Source organism: Campylobacter sp. RKI_CA19_01121 (assembly GCF_025771295.1).
Taxonomy (GTDB): Bacteria; Campylobacterota; Campylobacteria; order Campylobacterales; family Campylobacteraceae; genus Campylobacter_D.
In genome coordinates, this window is the sequence record NZ_JAKMQA010000002.1 from 99,817 (window position 1) to 118,141 (window position 18,325).

Annotated in this window: 24 protein-coding genes and 1 pseudogene; 7 read left to right on the forward strand and 18 right to left on the reverse strand. The window is 28.9% G+C overall.

Annotated elements, in window-relative coordinates; translation table 11 throughout:
- From L8T90_RS01475 to L8T90_RS01510, 8 genes are read right to left on the reverse strand one after another with little or no spacing between them, the layout of a single operon-like run.
- A complete protein-coding gene (locus L8T90_RS01475; RefSeq protein ID WP_263663826.1) occupies window positions 1-435 on the reverse strand; it encodes a flagellar protein FlgN in 435 nt (144 codons plus the stop codon).
- A 42-nt stretch (window positions 436-477) separates the two neighbouring features.
- Entirely contained in the window at window positions 478-684 is a 207-nt protein-coding gene (locus L8T90_RS01480) for a hypothetical protein (protein ID WP_012661139.1), read from the reverse strand.
- A gap of 60 nt (window positions 685-744) precedes the next feature.
- Window positions 745-1,110 carry a rod-binding protein gene (locus L8T90_RS01485; RefSeq protein ID WP_039617679.1) on the reverse strand — a complete coding sequence of 122 codons (366 nt, stop codon included), beginning with the start codon at window positions 1,108-1,110 and terminating at the stop codon, window positions 745-747.
- Complete coding sequence (locus tag L8T90_RS01490; RefSeq protein WP_039617681.1) at window positions 1,110-2,156, reverse strand: flagellar basal body P-ring protein FlgI; 1,047 nt, start codon at window positions 2,154-2,156, stop codon at window positions 1,110-1,112. Before L8T90_RS01490 ends, L8T90_RS01485 begins: the two co-directional genes overlap by 1 nt.
- Window positions 2,157-2,213: 57 nt before the next feature.
- A complete protein-coding gene (locus L8T90_RS01495; RefSeq protein ID WP_263724589.1) occupies window positions 2,214-2,870 on the reverse strand; it encodes an RsmD family RNA methyltransferase in 657 nt (218 codons plus the stop codon).
- Window positions 2,863-3,258: a hypothetical protein gene (locus tag L8T90_RS01500; RefSeq protein WP_263663828.1), complete on the reverse strand. Its 396-nt coding sequence runs from the start codon at window positions 3,256-3,258 to the stop codon at window positions 2,863-2,865. The genes L8T90_RS01495 and L8T90_RS01500 overlap by 8 nt, the downstream gene beginning before the upstream one ends.
- Window positions 3,242-3,946 carry a hypothetical protein gene (locus L8T90_RS01505; RefSeq protein ID WP_263736512.1) on the reverse strand — a complete coding sequence of 235 codons (705 nt, stop codon included), beginning with the start codon at window positions 3,944-3,946 and terminating at the stop codon, window positions 3,242-3,244. Before L8T90_RS01505 ends, L8T90_RS01500 begins: the two co-directional genes overlap by 17 nt.
- A 10-nt stretch (window positions 3,947-3,956) precedes the next feature.
- On the reverse strand, window positions 3,957-4,595 hold the full coding sequence (locus tag L8T90_RS01510) for a DUF5644 domain-containing protein (RefSeq protein WP_257396275.1): 639 nt from the start codon (window positions 4,593-4,595) through the stop codon (window positions 3,957-3,959).
- A gap of 97 nt (window positions 4,596-4,692) precedes the next feature.
- Between L8T90_RS01510 and L8T90_RS01515 the strand changes: the two genes are divergently transcribed.
- The 5 genes from L8T90_RS01515 (at window position 4,693) to fldA (ending at window position 8,209) form a co-directional block, all read left to right on the forward strand.
- Window positions 4,693-5,514, forward strand: a complete 822-nt coding sequence (locus L8T90_RS01515) for a thiamine-phosphate kinase (RefSeq protein WP_263736513.1) — start codon at window positions 4,693-4,695, stop codon at window positions 5,512-5,514.
- Window positions 5,483-6,616: a tRNA pseudouridine(13) synthase TruD gene (gene truD, locus L8T90_RS01520; protein ID WP_263736536.1), complete on the forward strand. Its 1,134-nt coding sequence runs from the start codon at window positions 5,483-5,485 to the stop codon at window positions 6,614-6,616. Before L8T90_RS01515 ends, truD begins: the two co-directional genes overlap by 32 nt.
- Before the next feature lie 87 nt (window positions 6,617-6,703).
- A complete protein-coding gene (locus tag L8T90_RS01525) occupies window positions 6,704-7,021 on the forward strand; it encodes a DUF2325 domain-containing protein (RefSeq protein WP_012661148.1) in 318 nt (105 codons plus the stop codon).
- A 3-nt stretch (window positions 7,022-7,024) separates the two neighbouring features.
- Window positions 7,025-7,717 (forward strand): hypothetical protein, encoded by a 693-nt coding sequence (locus L8T90_RS01530; RefSeq protein WP_263736514.1) that lies wholly within the window; start codon window positions 7,025-7,027, stop codon window positions 7,715-7,717.
- Complete coding sequence (gene fldA / locus L8T90_RS01535) at window positions 7,718-8,209, forward strand: flavodoxin FldA (RefSeq protein WP_240388293.1); 492 nt, start codon at window positions 7,718-7,720, stop codon at window positions 8,207-8,209.
- Between the two features lie 30 nt (window positions 8,210-8,239).
- On the opposite strand, the gene L8T90_RS07910 is transcribed toward fldA, so the two are convergent.
- From L8T90_RS07910 to gap, 10 genes and pseudogenes are all read right to left on the reverse strand, one after another.
- Window positions 8,240-9,355, reverse strand: coding sequence for a methyl-accepting chemotaxis protein (locus L8T90_RS07910; RefSeq protein ID WP_412174993.1), 1,116 nt, complete (start codon window positions 9,353-9,355; stop codon window positions 8,240-8,242).
- Window positions 9,356-9,586: 231 nt separating this feature from the next.
- Window positions 9,587-10,237, reverse strand: a pseudogene (locus L8T90_RS07915) (cache domain-containing protein); the annotation flags it as partial.
- Between the two features lie 133 nt (window positions 10,238-10,370).
- On the reverse strand, window positions 10,371-10,778 hold the full coding sequence (locus L8T90_RS01545) for a pyridoxamine 5'-phosphate oxidase family protein (RefSeq protein ID WP_263663833.1): 408 nt from the start codon (window positions 10,776-10,778) through the stop codon (window positions 10,371-10,373).
- The gene (locus tag L8T90_RS01550; RefSeq protein ID WP_263663834.1) at window positions 10,771-11,481 is read right to left on the reverse strand and encodes an EI24 domain-containing protein; all 711 of its coding nucleotides are present in this window, start codon (window positions 11,479-11,481) and stop codon (window positions 10,771-10,773) included. Before L8T90_RS01550 ends, L8T90_RS01545 begins: the two co-directional genes overlap by 8 nt.
- Complete coding sequence (locus tag L8T90_RS01555) at window positions 11,478-12,170, reverse strand: dUTP diphosphatase (protein ID WP_263736516.1); 693 nt, start codon at window positions 12,168-12,170, stop codon at window positions 11,478-11,480. The genes L8T90_RS01550 and L8T90_RS01555 overlap by 4 nt, the downstream gene beginning before the upstream one ends.
- 13 nt (window positions 12,171-12,183) lie before the next feature.
- Window positions 12,184-12,729, reverse strand: coding sequence for an ATP-binding protein (locus L8T90_RS01560; protein WP_263708581.1), 546 nt, complete (start codon window positions 12,727-12,729; stop codon window positions 12,184-12,186).
- A 127-nt stretch (window positions 12,730-12,856) separates the two neighbouring features.
- On the reverse strand, window positions 12,857-14,491 hold the full coding sequence (locus tag L8T90_RS01565) for a hydrogenase small subunit (RefSeq protein ID WP_263736517.1): 1,635 nt from the start codon (window positions 14,489-14,491) through the stop codon (window positions 12,857-12,859).
- A 3-nt stretch (window positions 14,492-14,494) separates the two neighbouring features.
- Window positions 14,495-15,175 carry a triose-phosphate isomerase gene (locus L8T90_RS01570; protein ID WP_263736518.1) on the reverse strand — a complete coding sequence of 227 codons (681 nt, stop codon included), beginning with the start codon at window positions 15,173-15,175 and terminating at the stop codon, window positions 14,495-14,497.
- Complete coding sequence (locus L8T90_RS01575; protein WP_263736519.1) at window positions 15,172-16,374, reverse strand: phosphoglycerate kinase; 1,203 nt, start codon at window positions 16,372-16,374, stop codon at window positions 15,172-15,174. Before L8T90_RS01575 ends, L8T90_RS01570 begins: the two co-directional genes overlap by 4 nt.
- A 1-nt stretch (window position 16,375) precedes the next feature.
- The gene (gap, locus tag L8T90_RS01580) at window positions 16,376-17,371 is read right to left on the reverse strand and encodes a type I glyceraldehyde-3-phosphate dehydrogenase (RefSeq protein ID WP_039628046.1); all 996 of its coding nucleotides are present in this window, start codon (window positions 17,369-17,371) and stop codon (window positions 16,376-16,378) included.
- A 59-nt stretch (window positions 17,372-17,430) separates the two neighbouring features.
- On the opposite strand from gap, the gene nadD reads away from it, so the two are divergent.
- Together nadD and rsfS are read left to right on the forward strand one after the other, a co-directional pair.
- Window positions 17,431-17,976, forward strand: coding sequence for a nicotinate (nicotinamide) nucleotide adenylyltransferase (nadD, locus tag L8T90_RS01585; RefSeq protein ID WP_263678587.1), 546 nt, complete (start codon window positions 17,431-17,433; stop codon window positions 17,974-17,976).
- Window positions 17,977-17,989: 13 nt separating this feature from the next.
- Entirely contained in the window at window positions 17,990-18,319 is a 330-nt protein-coding gene (gene rsfS, locus L8T90_RS01590; protein ID WP_257912880.1) for a ribosome silencing factor, read from the forward strand.
- Window positions 18,320-18,325 lie beyond the last annotated feature (6 nt).

Below are 18,325 nucleotides of genomic sequence, written 5' to 3' on the forward strand. Positions count from 1 at the left end.
TTAAACATTAATCTTAAATAATGAATCTGGAATTGTTTTATTGTCTCCATAAGCATTATTTGTTCCATTTTGTTCAAACATTGCATTTAAAAGATTGTCGTAAAAATTTTTAATAATAAGAGCTAGTTTGGCATATTCTTTATTTTTTTGGTGTAAGGTATTTAAATTTTGCTTTAAAAGAGCAAGTTTTTCTTTATCTTCGTCATCCAAAAGCTCATCTAAGCCTTTGTTGTTTCCTTGGTTACTAAGTTCTACCAAAGCCTTGTCAAGATTTTTTTTAGCAATTTGGAAGTCATTTACAAGTTTAGTTTTATCTTCAACACTTTTACTTACATGTTTATGATTAGCAGCTTGAATTTGTGCTATATCTTCTAAAGTAAGATTGATGAGTTTTTCTAAAATAGAATTTGTTTCATCTAAATATTGTTTAACCATTTTTTATCCTTTCTTAGGCAGCAACCCAAAAAAGGATAAAAATTATAATAAAGAATCTGCTATTGCTTTAGAAGTGGCTTGTAGATTGATTTTGTACTCGCCATTTTTAATTTGAGAAGCAATTAAAGATGCTTTACTTTCTTCTGCCTTTTGAGTTTCTTTTGCCTTGTTGTTTTCTTTGTTTTCTGTTTTATTTATATCATTAGTAGCAACCTGAGCTACATAACTTTGATGTATAGGGTTTATCATTTTAAGCCTCCAGTTCTATTGAAAAACTCTAAGAACTATATCGACACTTAAAAAAATAACTTAACCCCTTTCTTTTAAATAATCAAATAATAATTTTGAAAAACCTAACCCCCCGCTTAATGCTTTACTCATAGTATCATTGTACATAGATGAATAAATTTCATCACTTGCATCTTTTCCAAATAAAGAATTTTCTTGTTTTAAAGAAATATCTAAAACACTTTTGATTAAAAAAGCTTCAAAAGCATCAGTTTGTTCTTTTAAAGCTTTATCTTCATCATTTAATGCTTGTATATGAGTTAAATCATTTTTAAAAGCACTATCTGCATAGTTTTTAGCAGCCTTGTAGCTATTGTTGTGCTTAGTAATACTTTCATAAAGTTCACTACTATAGTTTTTGCTCGCTAAATAATTATCAACTCTCATCATATCACCTCTAATTCAGCACTAATTGCACCAGCTCTTTTTAAATTTTGCATAATAGCTATGATATCATTTGGCGCTGCTCCAAGTTTATTTAGCATTCTAGCTATGTTTGCTACTGTTGTTTTATTGTTTGTGATTTTTAAAGTATTAGATACTGGATCTAAAATACCACCATCTTTCATATCGATTTCATTTTGTCCTAAAGCTACGGTATTGTTTGGATCGATTTTTATAGTGATATCTTTATGGGTAATTAATATAGGCTCAACTTCTATATTTACTCCCGCTACTATAGTTCCTGTTCTTTCATCGATGATCACTTTACTTTCTGGAGTGTAAGCTATATCTTGTTCTAATACTCTTGCCATAAATTCAACATGAGAAAATTCTTCAGGTTTTGTTAATTTTATAGTTCTAGAATCTAAAGCTTTTGCTATATCTGTATCAAAAATAGTATTTAAAACTCTTTCTATATTGTTAGCTGTTTTAAAATCTGCTTCTTTTAAACTTAAAATCAAATCTTCACTTTGGCTAAAGTTTTGTGGAATTTCTCTTTCTACGACTGCACCATTAATAACATTTGCTGAGGTTGAGTGTGTTCCTGCTGCGCCTGGTCTTGGACTAAGTCCACCTATAGCTAAAGAGCCTTGAGCTACTGCATAAATTTCTCCATCAACCCCTTTTAGAGCTGTCATAAGTAAGGTTCCACCTTGTAAAGATTTGGCATCACCTAAAGAAGCTACGCTTACATCAAGCTTATCCCCACTTCTTGCAAAAGCAGGAAGTTTTGCTGTAACCATTACTGCTGCTGTATTTTTTGATTTTATATCACCTGGGCTAACTTTTACATTCATACCCTGAAGCATATTTGAAATAGATTGTAGAGTAAATTCGCTACTTGTACCATCTCCACTTCCATTTAAACCAACAACCAAACCATATCCTATAAGTTGGTTATCTCTAACACCTACTACATTGGTAAGTTCTTTAATAGTAGCTGCAAAAACGCTTAGACTTAGCACCAAGCTTAAAAATAATATTCTCATCGATTCTTCCTTTAATCTATGCTATTTTCATAAATTAAAGCAAAAAAAGTTCCAAATTTATGCAAAGGAGTAAAAACTTAGAGTGGTTGAACCAAATTTTTTTTCTTTTGTTTTTTCGTAATTTTGTATTTTCGCTGGAGTTTTAAAAGTACTGTGATGTTCTATGATGATGATTTTAACATTTGAATTTTTTATATTTTCTATCAATTTTAAAGTTTTTTCATAAATATCAAAAAAACCTTCTCTAATATCAAAGGGCGGATCAAGATATAAAATAACATCTTCTTTAGAATTTTGAATAATTTGAGGGGTTTTTTTAAAGGTATCATCATTGAAGCAAATGGTGTTTTGATCAATGTTAGAAGCATTTTTTAAAGCGATTTCATAAGCATTTTTATCTTTTTCTATAGCATAACTTTTTAAGCAGCCATTACTTCTTGCCTCTAATGCCATTAAAGCACTTCCTCCAAAGGCCTCTATGAAAACCTTATCTTGTAAAGAGAAACGCAAAACATTAAAAACACAAGATTTTACTATGCTTTTGGTGCTTCTTGTGGTGTCTAGACTAGGAAGTAAAATTTTTTTACCTTTATAGATTCCACTTTCTATGGTGGTGTAAATTTTTTGAGTTTGTTTTTTTGAGTTTGTTTTTTTATCTTCTTTGTAATTTTTTAAAAAATCTTTTACGCTTTGATATTCTTGTATTTTATGCATTATTATTTTCTTCTTTGATAAGATTTTTTAACTCTGTTTTGTAAAGATCAAATATCGCATCGATTTTTTCATGACTTTCTTGACGTAATTGCTCTAAAATGGCTTCACATTTTTGATTCATAAGTTTTTTTTCACGCATGGCTATTTTATAAGCAATACTTTGCAAACTTGCATTGAAATCATTTAAAGCATTAAGTAATTCCTCTATATTAAAAGGATGAGATAAAAAATTTGATTTTTTATTGATGATAAATTGTGGTTTTTGCGTGTTAACTTTTTCATCGCAGACTAAAAAATCACAATCTTTTTTTAAAACTAAAAAATCCCTCAAAGCGATTTCTAAAGTTTTTTCTAAAATTAAATCCTTACATTCAAGAGCGATTTTCATTGATTAAACTCACTTTTAATTTGTGTTTTTTTAAAGTGTATGGTACTATACCTAGAGCTAAATTTGCAAGCTCTGCAAAAGTTAAAATATAAAAATCTTCAAAATTTCTATTTGAAATAGCTTGTAATTCTTTATAACATTTATCAAACATATAAAAAGAATAAAAATCCTCAACTACTAAAAAATCACAACCATTATCATAAGCATCTAATACAACAGAAGCTGCACATTTGTATGCTAATTGGGTGTTTAAATTTAAAAAACTATAGCCACAACTTTTGTATTTTCTTTCAAAATCTATTACATTTGCTTTAAGCACTTTGGCGAGTTCTAAAGAGCAGCTTGCGTCTGAAAATCCTTGATATACACCTATATTAAATTGTTCAAAAAAATGCTTAATGTGTTCTTGTTTAAGATGATCTAAAAAAATCTTTGGAGCATATTGGATTTTTTCAATTTTACTCATAATTTCATAAGAGCTACATTCGCAAGCTAAAATATTATCCTCATCCATCATTCTAGAATATTCATCTAAGATATCTTTTGGATCATAATCAATAATAAAATAATTTTTACCCAAAGGCTTTTCGCATAATGTGCTTTGAACTCCAACTTTATCTAAAGCATCTTTGATAATATCAAAATAACAAAATAAATCATTATTGCTATTGGTGTAGATTTTGTACATTACTCATTCCTTAAAAAATACTTCTTGCAAGGCCTGATTTTACAAGCATAACTTTTAATTCTTTAATATAAGATTCATAATCAAGCTCATTTGAAGAAATAAAATTTTTAAATTTTGTGTGATAATAAATTCCTTTTTCTTCATCTGCGACTAATTTTAAAAATTGGGGTGCTTTTTCTGGGTATTTAAGTAGCATTTTATAAGCAAATACAAAAAAGCTATCGCCAAGATATTCAGGTAAAAATTCCCTAACTTCACTTGTATAATATAAAAAATCATATTGTTTATAAAGTTCTATATCGTGTATATCAATAAGTCCTTTAAAAAGTTCGAGCTTTTCTAAAAAATCACTTTTATCCATGATTAAATCTTTGGTTGCTCTTTTGGTATCAAGTGGTTCTATGGTAAGTTCTTTGCCAAATCTTTCTATGATATTATTCAAATCTCTTCTTTGTCTGATTGTAACTTGATTGACTTTAATACAACTTTCTGGATTTTCTTCAAAATCAAAATATATGTCATCTTTTTTAATTTGACTTAAAACATCATAAACACTTTTAAAATTTTTACTATCATAAACATAAGGTTTATAATAAGCTAAATAATCACTATCTTTATCAAAACGAAAAATTCTTAAAGTTATTTGCATATTTTATCCTTGGTATTATTTTTCATTATATACATTTTAAACTTATAAAAATTTGATTATTATATAAAATTAAAAGCTTTTTGTATAAAATATTCACATGGATAAAGAAAAATTTATTATCAACGCCTTTGCTAATTCTATCAATGGAGACGATGGGGCAATAATCGATGGATATTGTTATTCTAAAGATTTATTTTGTGAAGATGTGCATTTTAAGCGCTCTTGGATGAGTTTAGAACAAATTGGAGCAAAGGCTATGCTTGTTAATATTTCTGATGCAATTGCTATGAATGCTACACCAAAATACGCTCTTTTAGGACTTTCTTTGCCAAAATGTTTAGATATGAAACAAGTTAAAGCCTTGCAAAAAGGCTTGCTAGATAGTGCAAAAGAATTTGGAGTACAAATTATAGGCGGAGATACCATAGCGGATAATAAAATCAATATTAGTATAACTATTATTTCTAAGGTAAATAAAAGGGCTATTTTTAGAAAAGGTTTGAAAAAAGGAGATTTACTTGCTTTTAGTGGGAAATTAGGTGAGAGTTTAAAAGGTTTAAATATATTATTTCGCGGTGGAAAATTGCATTCTAAACATCGTTTTATAAAACCTAGTTTAAGACAAAATTTTTTTTATGATATAGCAAAAAAAGTTAGAGTAAGTATGGATATTTCAGATGGTTTGAATAAAGACTTATCAAGAATGTTATTTCAAAACCAACTTAGTATAAAATTCCTTAAAAAATTAGATAAATTTAGCTTAAATAGTGCAGAAGAATATGAAATTTTATTTGCTTTTGATAAAAAACATAAAGCATTTATACAAAATATGGCAAAAAAGCATAGAATTAAACTAAATATTTTTGCAAAAACAACAACAGGAAGGTATAAATTTTATGGAAGAGAACATCATTTTTAAGCCCTTATATACTTTAAAACACAGCCCGATAAATGTGTATTTTTCAAAAAATAGTAATGATTTTGTAGTAAGAGAAAAGCCTTTGTATGAATTTAGTGGTAAAGGTGAACATTTAATTTTACATATACAAAAAAAAGATCTAAGCACTAGCGAGGCTTTGAGAATTTTAAGTAAGCAAAGCGGTGTTAAAATGAGAGATTTTGGTTATAGTGGTTTAAAAGATAAACAAGGCTTAACTTTTCAATATATTTCTATGCCTAAAAAATTTGAAGAGAGTCTAAAAAATTTTAAACATGATAAGATGAAAATTTTAGAAAGTTTTTATCATGATAATAAACTTAGAATAGGGCATTTAAAAGGAAATTCATTTTTTATAAGATTAAAAAAAGTATCAAAGGTAGATGCTTTAAAAATAGAACAAGCTTTTAAAAATATCCAAGAACAAGGTTTTGCTAATTATTTTGGATATCAGCGTTTTGGCAAATTTCAAGATAATTTTTCACAAGGACTAGAAATTTTAAAAGGCAAAAAAATCAAAAATAAAAAAATGCAAGAATTTTTGATTTCTGCTTTTCAAAGCGAGCTTTTTAATAGATATTTGAGCAAAAGAGTGGAATTGTCACATTTTATTAATGACTTTAGTGAAAAAGAAATAAAACAAATTTATGGTTTAGAAAAAGAAGAAATCAAAAGTTTAAAAAATCAAAAGCAGTTTTTTAAACTTTTAAAGGGCGAAGTTTTAGGACATTATCCTTTTGGTAAATGTTTTATATGTGAAGATTTATCAAGTGAAGTAGAAAGATTTAATCAAAAAGATATTAGCGCGATGGGTCTTTTAATAGGCTCTAAAGCTTATGAAGCAAACGAAGGTTTAGCTAAAAAATTAGAAGATGAGATTTTTTCTTTTGCATATGAGTTTAAAAATAAAATGCAAGGTTCAAGGCGCTTTATGTGGTCTTATTTGCAAGATTGCAAAGGTTATTATGATGAAGAAAAATCTCATTTTACTTTGGAGTTTTTCTTGCAAAAAGGCTCGTATGCCACAGTGATTTTAGAAGAAATTTTACACACAGATATCTTTGAACAAACTCATAATATATAATTTAAAAAATTGATATTGAGTATCAGTAAAAATTTATCTTTTATAAATTATAATAACAATTATCATTTTTATAAAAAGGAAAACTCAATGTCAGTTTTGGTTATCGGAGCGGATGAAATAACCCCAATAAAAGCAGTTTTGACAAACCTAGGTGCAAAAAGCATAGAGCATTGGGATGCTAGAAATGAAAATAGGGTAAATAGAAAACCCATTCCACAAAATACTGAATGTATAGTTATGCTTACTAGTTTTTTAAATCATAATACTATGAAAAAAATCAAAACAGAGGCAAAAAAACGCAATATACCTTTAGTTTGTGCTAAACGCAGTGTGAGTTGTGTGTATTGTGAATATTGTAAGGTTTTTGGACTTGATCAAACCTATGAGTGCGCAAAGAAGGCTTAGTGTATGTTTGGATTTAATGAAAAAGAGGATTTTATACCTAAAATATTTAGAGATTTAGAACAAAAAAGTATTAATCATATTTTTTTAAATTTATATAATTCTTTAGTTGAAGATGATCTAAAAATACCTTATATCTATGCAAAAAAAGCTGACTGTTTAAGAAATATTTTTGAGTTAAAAATTCAAAATATGAGCATAGAAAGGACTTTGAGATTTAGCAAAATAAAACAATTTTGTCCATATTCTCATAAAATCATCAAAGCTTATAAAGAAGGAAATTTAAATCAAATACAACTTGAAGCAAAGATGCCAAAATATACTTTAGCAAAATTAATACAAAATGTGTTCTTATCACCTAGTTTTACTTTGCCTTTACAAGTTGCTTTTGAGGCTTTTGTATATGATAAAATTTGCAAAAGTAATACCAAATCCAAAGTAAAGATTTATAAAAATATCATTATCATTAATGAAAAAATGGCAGTCATGCCTTTATTTTGTAAAGATAGTGATAAAGATATAGAGCTTGCTTTGCAATTTATAAAAGAAAATTCTTTTGAAAGATTTTATATTGTGTATCCAAGAAATAAAAATTTCACTCAATATGAAGAAATAAGACATTTTTTATGCGAAAATAATAAAACTTTGCTAAAATTAGTTCCCTATACTATTAATAATCAAATTTTAAGGAGATGTTAAATGTCAATAGCAGTAATTTATGGTAGTTCAATGGGTAATACCGAAGGTGCGGCAAACATGATCGCTCAAAAATTAGGAATTTCAGATGTATTAAATATCGCAGATATTGATGCAGAGAAAATTAATTCTTATGATAAATTAATTTGCGGAACTTCTACTTGGGGAAGTGGTGATTTTCAAGATGATTGGGATGGTTTTGATTTTTCAGCTTTAAATCTTAGTGGTAAAACTGTTGCGGTTTTTGGTATGGGAGATAGTGAAAGCTATTCAGATACATATTGCAGTGCTATGGGAAAACTTGCTCAAGCTTTAAAAGCAGCGGGTGCAAATTTGGTAGGTGCTGTTTCTACGGGTGGTTATACTTTTGAATCAAGTGAAGCTGTAGAAGGTGATAAGTTTGTAGGACTAGCATTAGATAATGATAATCATGAGGATTTAACAGAAAGTAGAATTGATGCTTGGTTAGAGCAAATTAAACCTTCTTTTTCTTAAAAATTAGATGCCTTTTAGGCATCTTTATGTTTAAAATTTTCTTTTTTTAGTTTCACTTAGCATATCTTGTGCTAAAGAATCTACTTCATTTGCAATAGCATTAGTCTGCATAGCTGTTTGAGAGTTTTGTTGTGTGAGTTTTTCTATAGTAGCTACTGATTCATTGATTTGACTAATATCATCTGCTTCTTCTTTTATGGCTTCACCCATATCATTTATTGACTGGGCTAAGATATTAGTATTAGCTTCAATCTCACCTAAAGACTTTTGAGTTCTTTCAGCTAGATTTCTAACTTCATCAGCAACAACAGCAAAGCCACGTCCATGTTCACCAGCACGTGCTGCTTCAATAGCTGCATTTAATGCAAGTAGGTTAATTTGATCAGCAATATCTGAAATTACTGTAGTTACATTTTTGATATCATTGCTTTGTTTTACTACATCTTGTGTTTTAATGGAAATTTCACTCATAGCTGAGTTCATTTGCTCTAAAGCTCTTGCGCTTTCTTGCAGTGATGAGGTTTGATGTGTAGCATCATTTGTAAGTTCTTGCATGCTTTGTTTGAGTGCTTCGGCCTTTTGGTTGAGTAATTCTCCTTGGTGAAGTGATTGTGTAAGCATGTTTTTTATTTCATCTCCAAGAGAATTTATAGCCTTTTCAATATCGCCTTTTGGTGCATTAATGGTTGCTGTGAAATCTAAGCGTTTGTAGCTATCAAATACAGCTAAAATTTCGTTTAAATTACTGCCAATTTTTCTTTGTAAAGTTGTAAGCATACTATTTAACACTTTCATTAATTCTTGAATTTGAGGGTTGTTAGCATGAGAGCTAATATGCAAATCAAGCTCACCTGTTTCTATTTTTTTAGCAATATTGACAGATTCTTCAATGGCTTTTGCATCTTTGTTTAGAGCTTCTTTAATGATCTCAATGTTTTCATTAATTTCTTCTGCCATTTTTCCAAATTCATCTTGAGTTTTAAGCTTAATAGGATGAGAGTGAGAATCTTTGTGATTTAAATAATTAAAGAAATTATGTAATCCTGATGAAATGATCGCAATTGGTTTAAGATTGTAAGAAATAATCATTCTAATAAAAATCAAAGTGAAAAAAATAGCAATCAAGGAAATAATAATTTGTTCCATTAGTGTTTGTTTAGCTGCATCATTGTAAAAATCATAATCAGCTATAGAACAGATAACATATTTTGGATTAATTCCACCATTACAAATTAAAGCTCTAGTTTCATTTTCTTTTGTTTGAATTTTAAAAATATCTTTTGAAAGACTTCTATTTGCACCTTCTGGTGTTTTAAGATAATATGCAACAATATCTTTACTTGTATTGGTTGAGGTTAAAATTTTAGAAGGATCAGTGTGAAAAAGATAGGTTCCATCGTGGGCTAAAACAGCAGCATGTGAATAAGGTGTTTTACCTATAGCTAAAACTTCTTCTGAGAATTTTTTTAAATCATAATCAGCCGCAACTACACCTATAACTTCACCATTTTCTATAATAGGATTGGCATAAGAAATAGTAGGTTTTTTCATGCTAGAAGATATGTATGGTTCTGTGACAATTAACTCTTTTTTTTCTTTGGCTTCTTTATACCATCCTCTAGTTCTAGGATCATATCCACTTTCTGGAGTTTGGTTGTTACCATTTGATCTAAACATAGAGCCATCTTCAAATCCTACATAAGTTAAGTCAAAACCTAAAGAATCTCCTATGGATTTTAACAAGCTAGTGTATTGTTTTGAATTAAGATTATGCTTGTTTTCTTTGATATATTTTGTTAAAGAATTAATTATATTACGTCTATCACTTGCATATAAATCAAATCTTTTACTTACATCAAAAGCAACTTTTTGTTGAAATTGAACTAACAAAGTATGGCTATTAGATTTTGATTTAATATAATTAAAAACACCTAAAACACATAATAAAACTATAACAAAAATACAAACCAAAAAGGCAATTTTGTTGGAAAAATTACCTAGTAAATATTTTTTGGTAGATGAGAACATTTTTTCTCCTTGAAAAGTTAAAAATTTAAAGTTTTACTACTATGGTAAATTATATGATTTTATTAAAAAAATATTTAAAAATTTATAAATAATATTAGGTTTTATTAAAAATACAATATATTTTAAAAGTATTTTAAAGAGAAAATTCTAATTTTTTGGAAAGTAAAATTTTATTATCAGTGTATTTTGCCCATTGTATATTTAAAGCGAAAATACAAGCTTGTGCAAGTTTTGCAAAGGGAAATTTTTTATAGTATATTCTTTCTTGCTCTTTGGTGGCTTTTTGAAAAAGAGCTTTGATTTGCACTCCTTTGATAAGATTAATAATATCTGTATCTAGCGCTATATTAACTGCTACTTTAGGGGATTTATAGGCAAGTTGAATATGTTTAGTATGTTCTTCGCTAGCAAAAATTAAAGCTAAATTTTTATCATCAAAAGCATAATAACAGCTTGCGCAATATACTCCACCATCCTCATCAAGCATACTTAAATTTAAAAGTTTTTGTGAATGGATAAATTTTTTAATTCTTTCATCCATTGTTATTGGCTTTAAGTTTTAAAATTTTTTGATAACTTAAGTGGGTTAAGAAGATTATATAAAATACTTGTAAAAATAAACCAAGTAAAGGTATGCTTGATAAAGCAAAAAAGACTAAGGTGATAATTTTAAAATATAATGGTGATGAATTTTTATAAAAATCATCAAAATTGTTTTTATCTAAGACATTGCTTAATACATCTAGTAATAAAAGTTTGTGAAATAAATAATAAAATACTCCATAATAAATCACAATGCTAACAAAAGGTATAATTAACAAGAAAGTAGCTACTACAAATAATACGCATGAGATGAGTAAAAATTTGAATGTTTTAAGTAAAATTTCTAAAGAATTTACTTCTTTTTGCATAGAATAGTTGTAGTATTTTTGGTTGATTTTTTTGACTATATAAGGAGTTAAAAAGGAAATTATAAACATAGTAAAAAATACAGAGGCAAATACTACTATAAAAAATCCTCCTATAGCACTTAAAAATGCAAGTGAAAATTGCACTATAGAAAAACTAAAAAACCAAGCCATAAAAGAGCCACTAACCACATCTTCAATATAAGAAAAAAATACATCATAACTATAATATACTAGCAGGGCAAAAATAACCAAGCTGATTAAAAAAGGCAAAGTTGAGAATTTTAAAAAAGGCTTGCTAAGAAAATCTTGCAAGCTTAGGTATAGTATATTCATTTAATTTGATTGTAATTTTCTTGAAGTTTTTGATAGATTTCTTTATAATCTAGTGTTTCTTTTAAAATTTGATTTAAAACTTCGTTATCTTCTGTGCCATTCCAAGTTTTTTTATAAGTGCCTTCTTTGTAGCCATTTTCTTGTCTAAATTGATTTAATATATTTTTTCCAATATAGGTTTTATAAAGCTCAAAGAAATTTAAACCACATTTTCTAGCTAAAACAAAATATGCACTCAAAAGTTCACCTAAATCATAATCAAAACCACTGCATTTGTGGATAATAAGCTCAATATCATTTAAAATTCCATAGATATCTGCTTCATTGGGATTAGAAGTTTCTTTGCAAAAGTCATCAAAAAAAGTTACAGAAGAAACTTCCTCTGCTATGAAATTTTTATCATCTATTTGTTTTTCTTTGTATTCTTCTAAAATCAAACTTAAAATAAAATGCCATATATCCACTATTTCAATGCGCACATTGTCCCAGTTTGCAGGAGTGTGTATGCTTTTCCAATGTTTCCAAGCAAAAGAATCAATAAGCTCAGCACACTCCATATAAATACATCTTCTAAAACTAATCAATTTACCTTCTTTCGTATAGCCATTTTCCCATCCTATACCATTGGTATCATCATTTAGTTTTTGCTGGAGTTCTAGCATGCTTTTTAAAATATCTTTTACTTCCATGTTATTTCCTTTTTTAAGCATAAAATCCAAATTCTTTATTGTCTTCTTCTTTTTGTTCTTTTTGTTTGTTGTATTGTTCCCAAATTTCTTCTAGTAATTTAGTGCTATCTTGGAAAATTTGCTTTTTAATATCTTCAAGATCAGTTTTATTCATTTCTTTGTTTAAACTCTTATCCATGGTATTAAATAATTCATGTAAAGTAGCCTTTTTATGTTCTTCATTTTTTGGTTCAGGTAAGGCATCGCCAATTTTCATTGCAGTGGTAATGAGCTCTTTTGGTTTTAAAGTTCCAACTCTTGAGTTTTTCATAAATTCATCAATTTGAGGTTGTACTTTGGCTACTGCTTCTTTTATTTCTTCAATTTCTTCTTGTGAAAGTTTAGTTCCACTATATGAAAATGAAAAACCAAATTGATTTCTTAAACTCAAAGATGCTGAATTTTCATCTTTATCTAATTTTGCTTCTTTTTTATCATACATAGAAAAAGAAAGATGATTGCCATTTTTTGTTTTAATATCCATAGAAAAATTTTGAGAATTGTAGCTAGAAATTTGCATAGCTTTTCCTTTCAAGTAAAGATAAGGTTATATCGTCAAAATAACCAAATCTTGAATAAATTTGCAAAGTTTTCGCACTTTGCAAATTTCAAATATTTAGGGAGATAAATATTTTAGCATTAAGTCTTTAAATGCTCGTTAAATCCCAAAATAATTTTAATAATTTTTCGTTTTTTGCACATATTAAAATTTGCTCTTTGCTATGTGTCTTTTTGCATGCTTTTAAAGCTTGTTTTAAATGTTCTTTTAAAGAAAAAATCAACCCAAAGGCAATGGCTTCTTTGTCTAAGCCACCTAGAATATAAATTAAAGGCATACGCATAGATTTAGAAACATCAAGCTTTGCTTGTTCATTAATTGTGGTTTTAAAATCAAATTTGCTAGGATGTTTAAACTTATAAGCTAAAGCAAGATCTAAAAACTCATCTAAATGGTTTAATTTTTTTCCGCTAATAAATGGATATATAAAATAAAATAAGTCTAAGATATTATTGCTAGTTTTACTTTCATCATCGTAATTTTCTTGTATAAAATCATAATATGTTTTAAATTGCTCTTGGTAATTTTGCACTAAAGTCATAGCCATTTTGGTTTTTGCAAAATTATTTAAGAAAACTTTAGGATTAACTTCAAAACTAAAATCTAAAAAATTAATCTTTGTATCATTTTGATAAAAAATCCCACTAGTATCACTTTCTAAATCTAGTAAAATATTATTTGAATTAAGCTCATTGATAGAACTATTATGGACTATTTTATCATCTAATAAAATAGAAAAATCATTATAAGCAAATTCATTACTCATAGGTTTTTCATAAAAACCAAAATCATCCCAAAAATTTTCTTCACTACAAGCAATGCATCCATGTCCTGCAGCTACCGGCCAAGAGGTTTTGGAGTTAAATTTAACCTTAGGACAATTATTGTAAGCATAAGGTCCTTTGCAACCTACTTTAAAAAGACAATAACCTTGTTTTATATTTTCATCATCAAAACTTTGAGCAAAATTTCCTGCTTCAAATTTAGCTTTTCTTTCGCATAAATCATGCAAGCATTTACCATAAAAGGCTAAAGGTCTATTTTGCTCATCTAAAGCCATATCTTGCTCAAATAATATATAAAAACAAAGTGCTGCGATGATATTTACATCACTTGGGGGACAACCTGGTATATTGATTACTTTTTCTTCTAAGACTTTAGAAATTCCTATGCTTTTGGTAGGATTTGGATGTGCAGCTTGAATTCCTCCATAGCTTGAGCAAGTTCCCATAGCAAAGATTGTTTTAGCATTTTTAGCACATTTTTGTAAAATTTCATATCCATTTTCACCATGTGCTCCTATGGTTAGATAAAAAGGATCTATAGCACAAACTCCACCTTCAACAGCTAAAAGAAAATCTTTTTTTTCTAAAACTTCCTCTAAATGTGATTCTGCTTGATGTCCGCTAGCACTCATAAAGGTTTCATGATACTCTAAGGAAATAAAATCAAAAATTAAATCCAAAAAATCTGGCAATGAAGTTCTAAGTAAGCTCTCGCTACACCCTGTGCATTCACTTAAATGAAGCCATATGAGACTAGGTGGGGTGTGAAGTTGAAAATATCTATGCGCCAAAGGGCTAAATTCATTTGGTAAACCTAAAATTTTAATGATAGAATTTACAGCCTCTAATGAGATATTTTTTTCTTCTTTGCGAGAGTTTTCTAATAGAGCGATTTTATGCTCTAATATGCTTTTTAATTCTTCATTACCCAAAGACATTTTTTAACCTTTAGTTATTTGTATCATATTTAAAAAATCATTTGCATTTAATGCAGCTGAACCTATCAATACTCCATCGCAATTTTTTAAAGCGCAAATTTCTTTAATATTGCTTTGATTAACACTTCCGCCATATAAAAGCTTAGCATTAGTAAATTCTCTTAAGAAATTAAGTATAGTGTTGATATCATCAAGATTAGCACTAACTCCTGTGCCTATAGAATAAATAGGCTCATAAGCTATGATAAGTTTTTTATAAGATAAATCAATATTTTCAATTTGTTTTTTTAAAAAATCCAAGCTTTTGTTGGCATTTTTAGTTTCTAAGCTTTCGCCTATGCAATAAATGATATTAAAATCAAGATTTTTTGCAAAGTCAAATTTAGCCTTTAAAAAGCTTTCATCTTCCTTTAAAGCTCTTCTTTCAGAATGGCCTATTAAAACGCTTTTGATATTAAATTCTTCTAAGTGAATTTTACCTATTTCTCCAGTATATGCTCCATTTTCGCAAGGGTAGAAATTTTGCGCGCCTTGTTGAAATGAAAAATTGTCTTTTAAGAAAGCTATGCTAGGAGGGAAGATGAAAACTTCATCTTCTTTGTTTAAATTTTGATTTAATTCTTGAGCGTAAAGTTCAAAGCTTGATCTTGTATGATTACACTTTAAATTTGCTGCAAAAATCATTCATTATCCTTTATAGTCAAAGGTTTTACACCAGGAAGTTCTTTTCCTTCTATAAGCTCTAATGATGCTCCACCACCGGTTGAAATGAAAGTCATCTCATCAGCATCACCTGCTCTTGCTACGACATCAGCAGTATCGCCACCACCTATTACAGTTGTTGCATGAGATTCGCTAATATAATGACTCATTTTAATGCTACCTTTTGAGAATTTATCGATTTCAAAAACCCCCATAGGTCCATTCCACCATATAGTTTGAGCATCAGAAAGTGCTTCTTTAAACAACCTTACACTAGCAGGACCTATATCAAGTCCCATCCAACCCGCAGGAATTTCTTGCACAGGAGTGTATTTCATTACTGCTTCTTGAGAGCAAGTTTGTGCTGCTGTAATATCCACAGGAAGATAAATTTTCACCCCTAGATTTTTACCTTTGAGCAAGATTTTATTTGCTTCTTCAATTAAATCTTCTTCTAAGAGAGAATTTCCTATATCATAACCTTGAGCTTTTAAGAAAGTAAAGGCCATACCTCCACCTATGATGAGCTTATCTACTTTTGGAAGTAAGTTAGTCAAAGCTTGCAATTTTCCACTTACTTTAGAACCACCTACTACAGCCACAAAAGGACGCGCAGGGTGTTTGATAAGATTGCTTGCAAATTCTATTTCTTTTTGGAGTAAAAATCCCGCACCTTTGTTTGTATTATCAAAGTATTTTGTAATAGCTTCAACGCTAGCATGGGCTCTATGACAAACCCCAAAAGCATCATTAATATAAACATCAGCCATAGAAGCAAGTTCTTTAGCTAAGTTTTCATCATTCTTAGTTTCACCCTTTTCAAAGCGTAAATTTTCTAAAAGCAAAATTTCACTTGATTTTAATTCACTAGCTTTTTTCTTTGCATCTTCACCTATAACATCTTTAGCCATAATGACTTCTTTAGCCATTAAGCGTGCAAGTCTTTTTGCAACCGGCTCTAAAGAATATTTTGAAGCTATTTCTTTTGGACGCCCTAAATGTGAAGCTAAAATAACTGCACAGCCATTGTCTAAACAATATCTTATAGTAGGGATAGCCGAGCGAATACGACGATCATCAGTGATATTTAAAAACTCATCTTGAGGAACATTAAAATCACATCTAATAAACACTTTTTTCTTTGCAAGATTAATATCTTTAATCGATAAAATACTACTCATCTTAAGCCTTTGCTACAAATACTGCCATATCTACCAAACGAGAAGAATATCCCCATTCATTATCATACCAAGCAACCACTTTAACAAAATCATCACAAATAACTTGAGTTAAATCGCTTGCTACAATCGCACCATAAGAGCAAGTTATAAAATCACTTGAAACTCTTTCTTCATCATCTACTAATAATATACCTTTTAAATTGCTAGCAGCTGCTTTTCTAAAGGCTTCGTTGATTTCTTCTTTACTTACTTTTTTCTTTAAAGTTGCAGTTAAATCCACAGTTGATACATCAGCTACAGGTACACGCATACTTTGACCGTGTAATTTTCCATCAAGCTCAGGCATAACAAGCTTCATAGCTTTTGCTGCACCAGTTGAGGTAGGAATGATATTTTGCGCAGCAGCACGTGATCTTCTTTTATCTCTTGCTTTTGCATCAATAATGCTTTGTCCGTTTGTGTAGGCATGTATAGTAGTCATTAAGCCTTTTTCTATGCCAAAATTATCTTGTAAAACTCTACAAATTGGACCTAAGCAGTTAGTAGTACAACTTGCATTTGAGATGATGTTTTCGCCTTTATATTCGTGAGCATTTACTCCTAAAACATAAGTTGGAGTTTTATCTTTTGCAGGTGCACTCATGATAACTTTTTGCACCCCATGATCTAAAAATCCTTGACATTTTTCCATAGTTAAGTGTGCACCAGTACACTCTAAAACAATTTGTGCACCATATTTTGCAAAGTCTAAATCCGCTACATTTCTGCTTTTTAAAACTTTTATTTTTTTATTATCAATTATTAAATCATCACCATCATTTTCAACACTACCATCGTATACCCCATGAACAGTGTCATATTTAAAAAGATATTTAGTAAGCTCTATATCAGTAGTATCATTAATCGCTACAAGTTCGATATCATCGCGCTTCATAATAATTCTTGCAACACATCTTCCAATGCGTCCAAAACCATTTATTGCAACTTTTACAGCCATTTTCATTTCCTTTTTATGATTAAGTAGGTAAAATTCTACTAAAAAAAGGTTAAATTTTAATGAAAATCGCACTTTTTGGTGGCAGTTTTGATCCACCCCATTTAGGGCATAATGCTATAGTCTTTAATGCACTAGCAAATTTAGAGCTTGATAAACTCATTATTATGCCAACTTTTATTAGCCCCTTTAAGCAAGAATTTACCGCAAATGAGCAAAGACGCTTAAAATGGTGTGAGATGATTTGGGGAGGTTTGGAAAAAGTTGAAATTTGTGATTTTGAAATAAAAAAGCAAAGACCTGTGCCTAGTATAGAAAGTGTTGATTTTTTGCATAAGCAATATGAAATTTCTAAATTTTATCTTATTTTGGGAGCTGATCATTTACAAAGTCTTGAAAAATGGCATGAATTTGAAAGATTGCAAAATTTGGTAGAATTTGTTGTAGCCAAAAGAGATGGTATTTTTATACCAAAACATTTTAAAACTTTAGATACTAAAGTAAATATCTCTTCTTCTTTTATAAGAGAAACCTTGCAAACATCGCAAGTTTGTGAGCAAATCAAAGAAGAAGTTAAGCTTTATTATTCTAAATTTAAAAATATTTAACAAAAGGAAAATAATGCAAGAAAGAATTAATAATATAGTACAGATTTTAGATGATAAAAAAGCAGATTTAATAGAAACTTTTGATATGCAAGATAGGGATTATTTTGTTAAATTTGTAGTGATTGCTACTACTATGGGAGAAAGACATGCGCTTTCTTTGATTGATGATTTAAAAACTAATCTTAAAAGCAAGGGTGAAGAGTTTTTAAATATAGAAAGTAGTGAAGAATGGACTGTGCTTGATTTAGGTGATATTTTGATTCACTTAATGAGTGAAACTTATAGAGCAAAATATAATATAGAAGAATTTTTAAAAAGTCTAAATAAAGAAAATCAAAACTAGGATTAA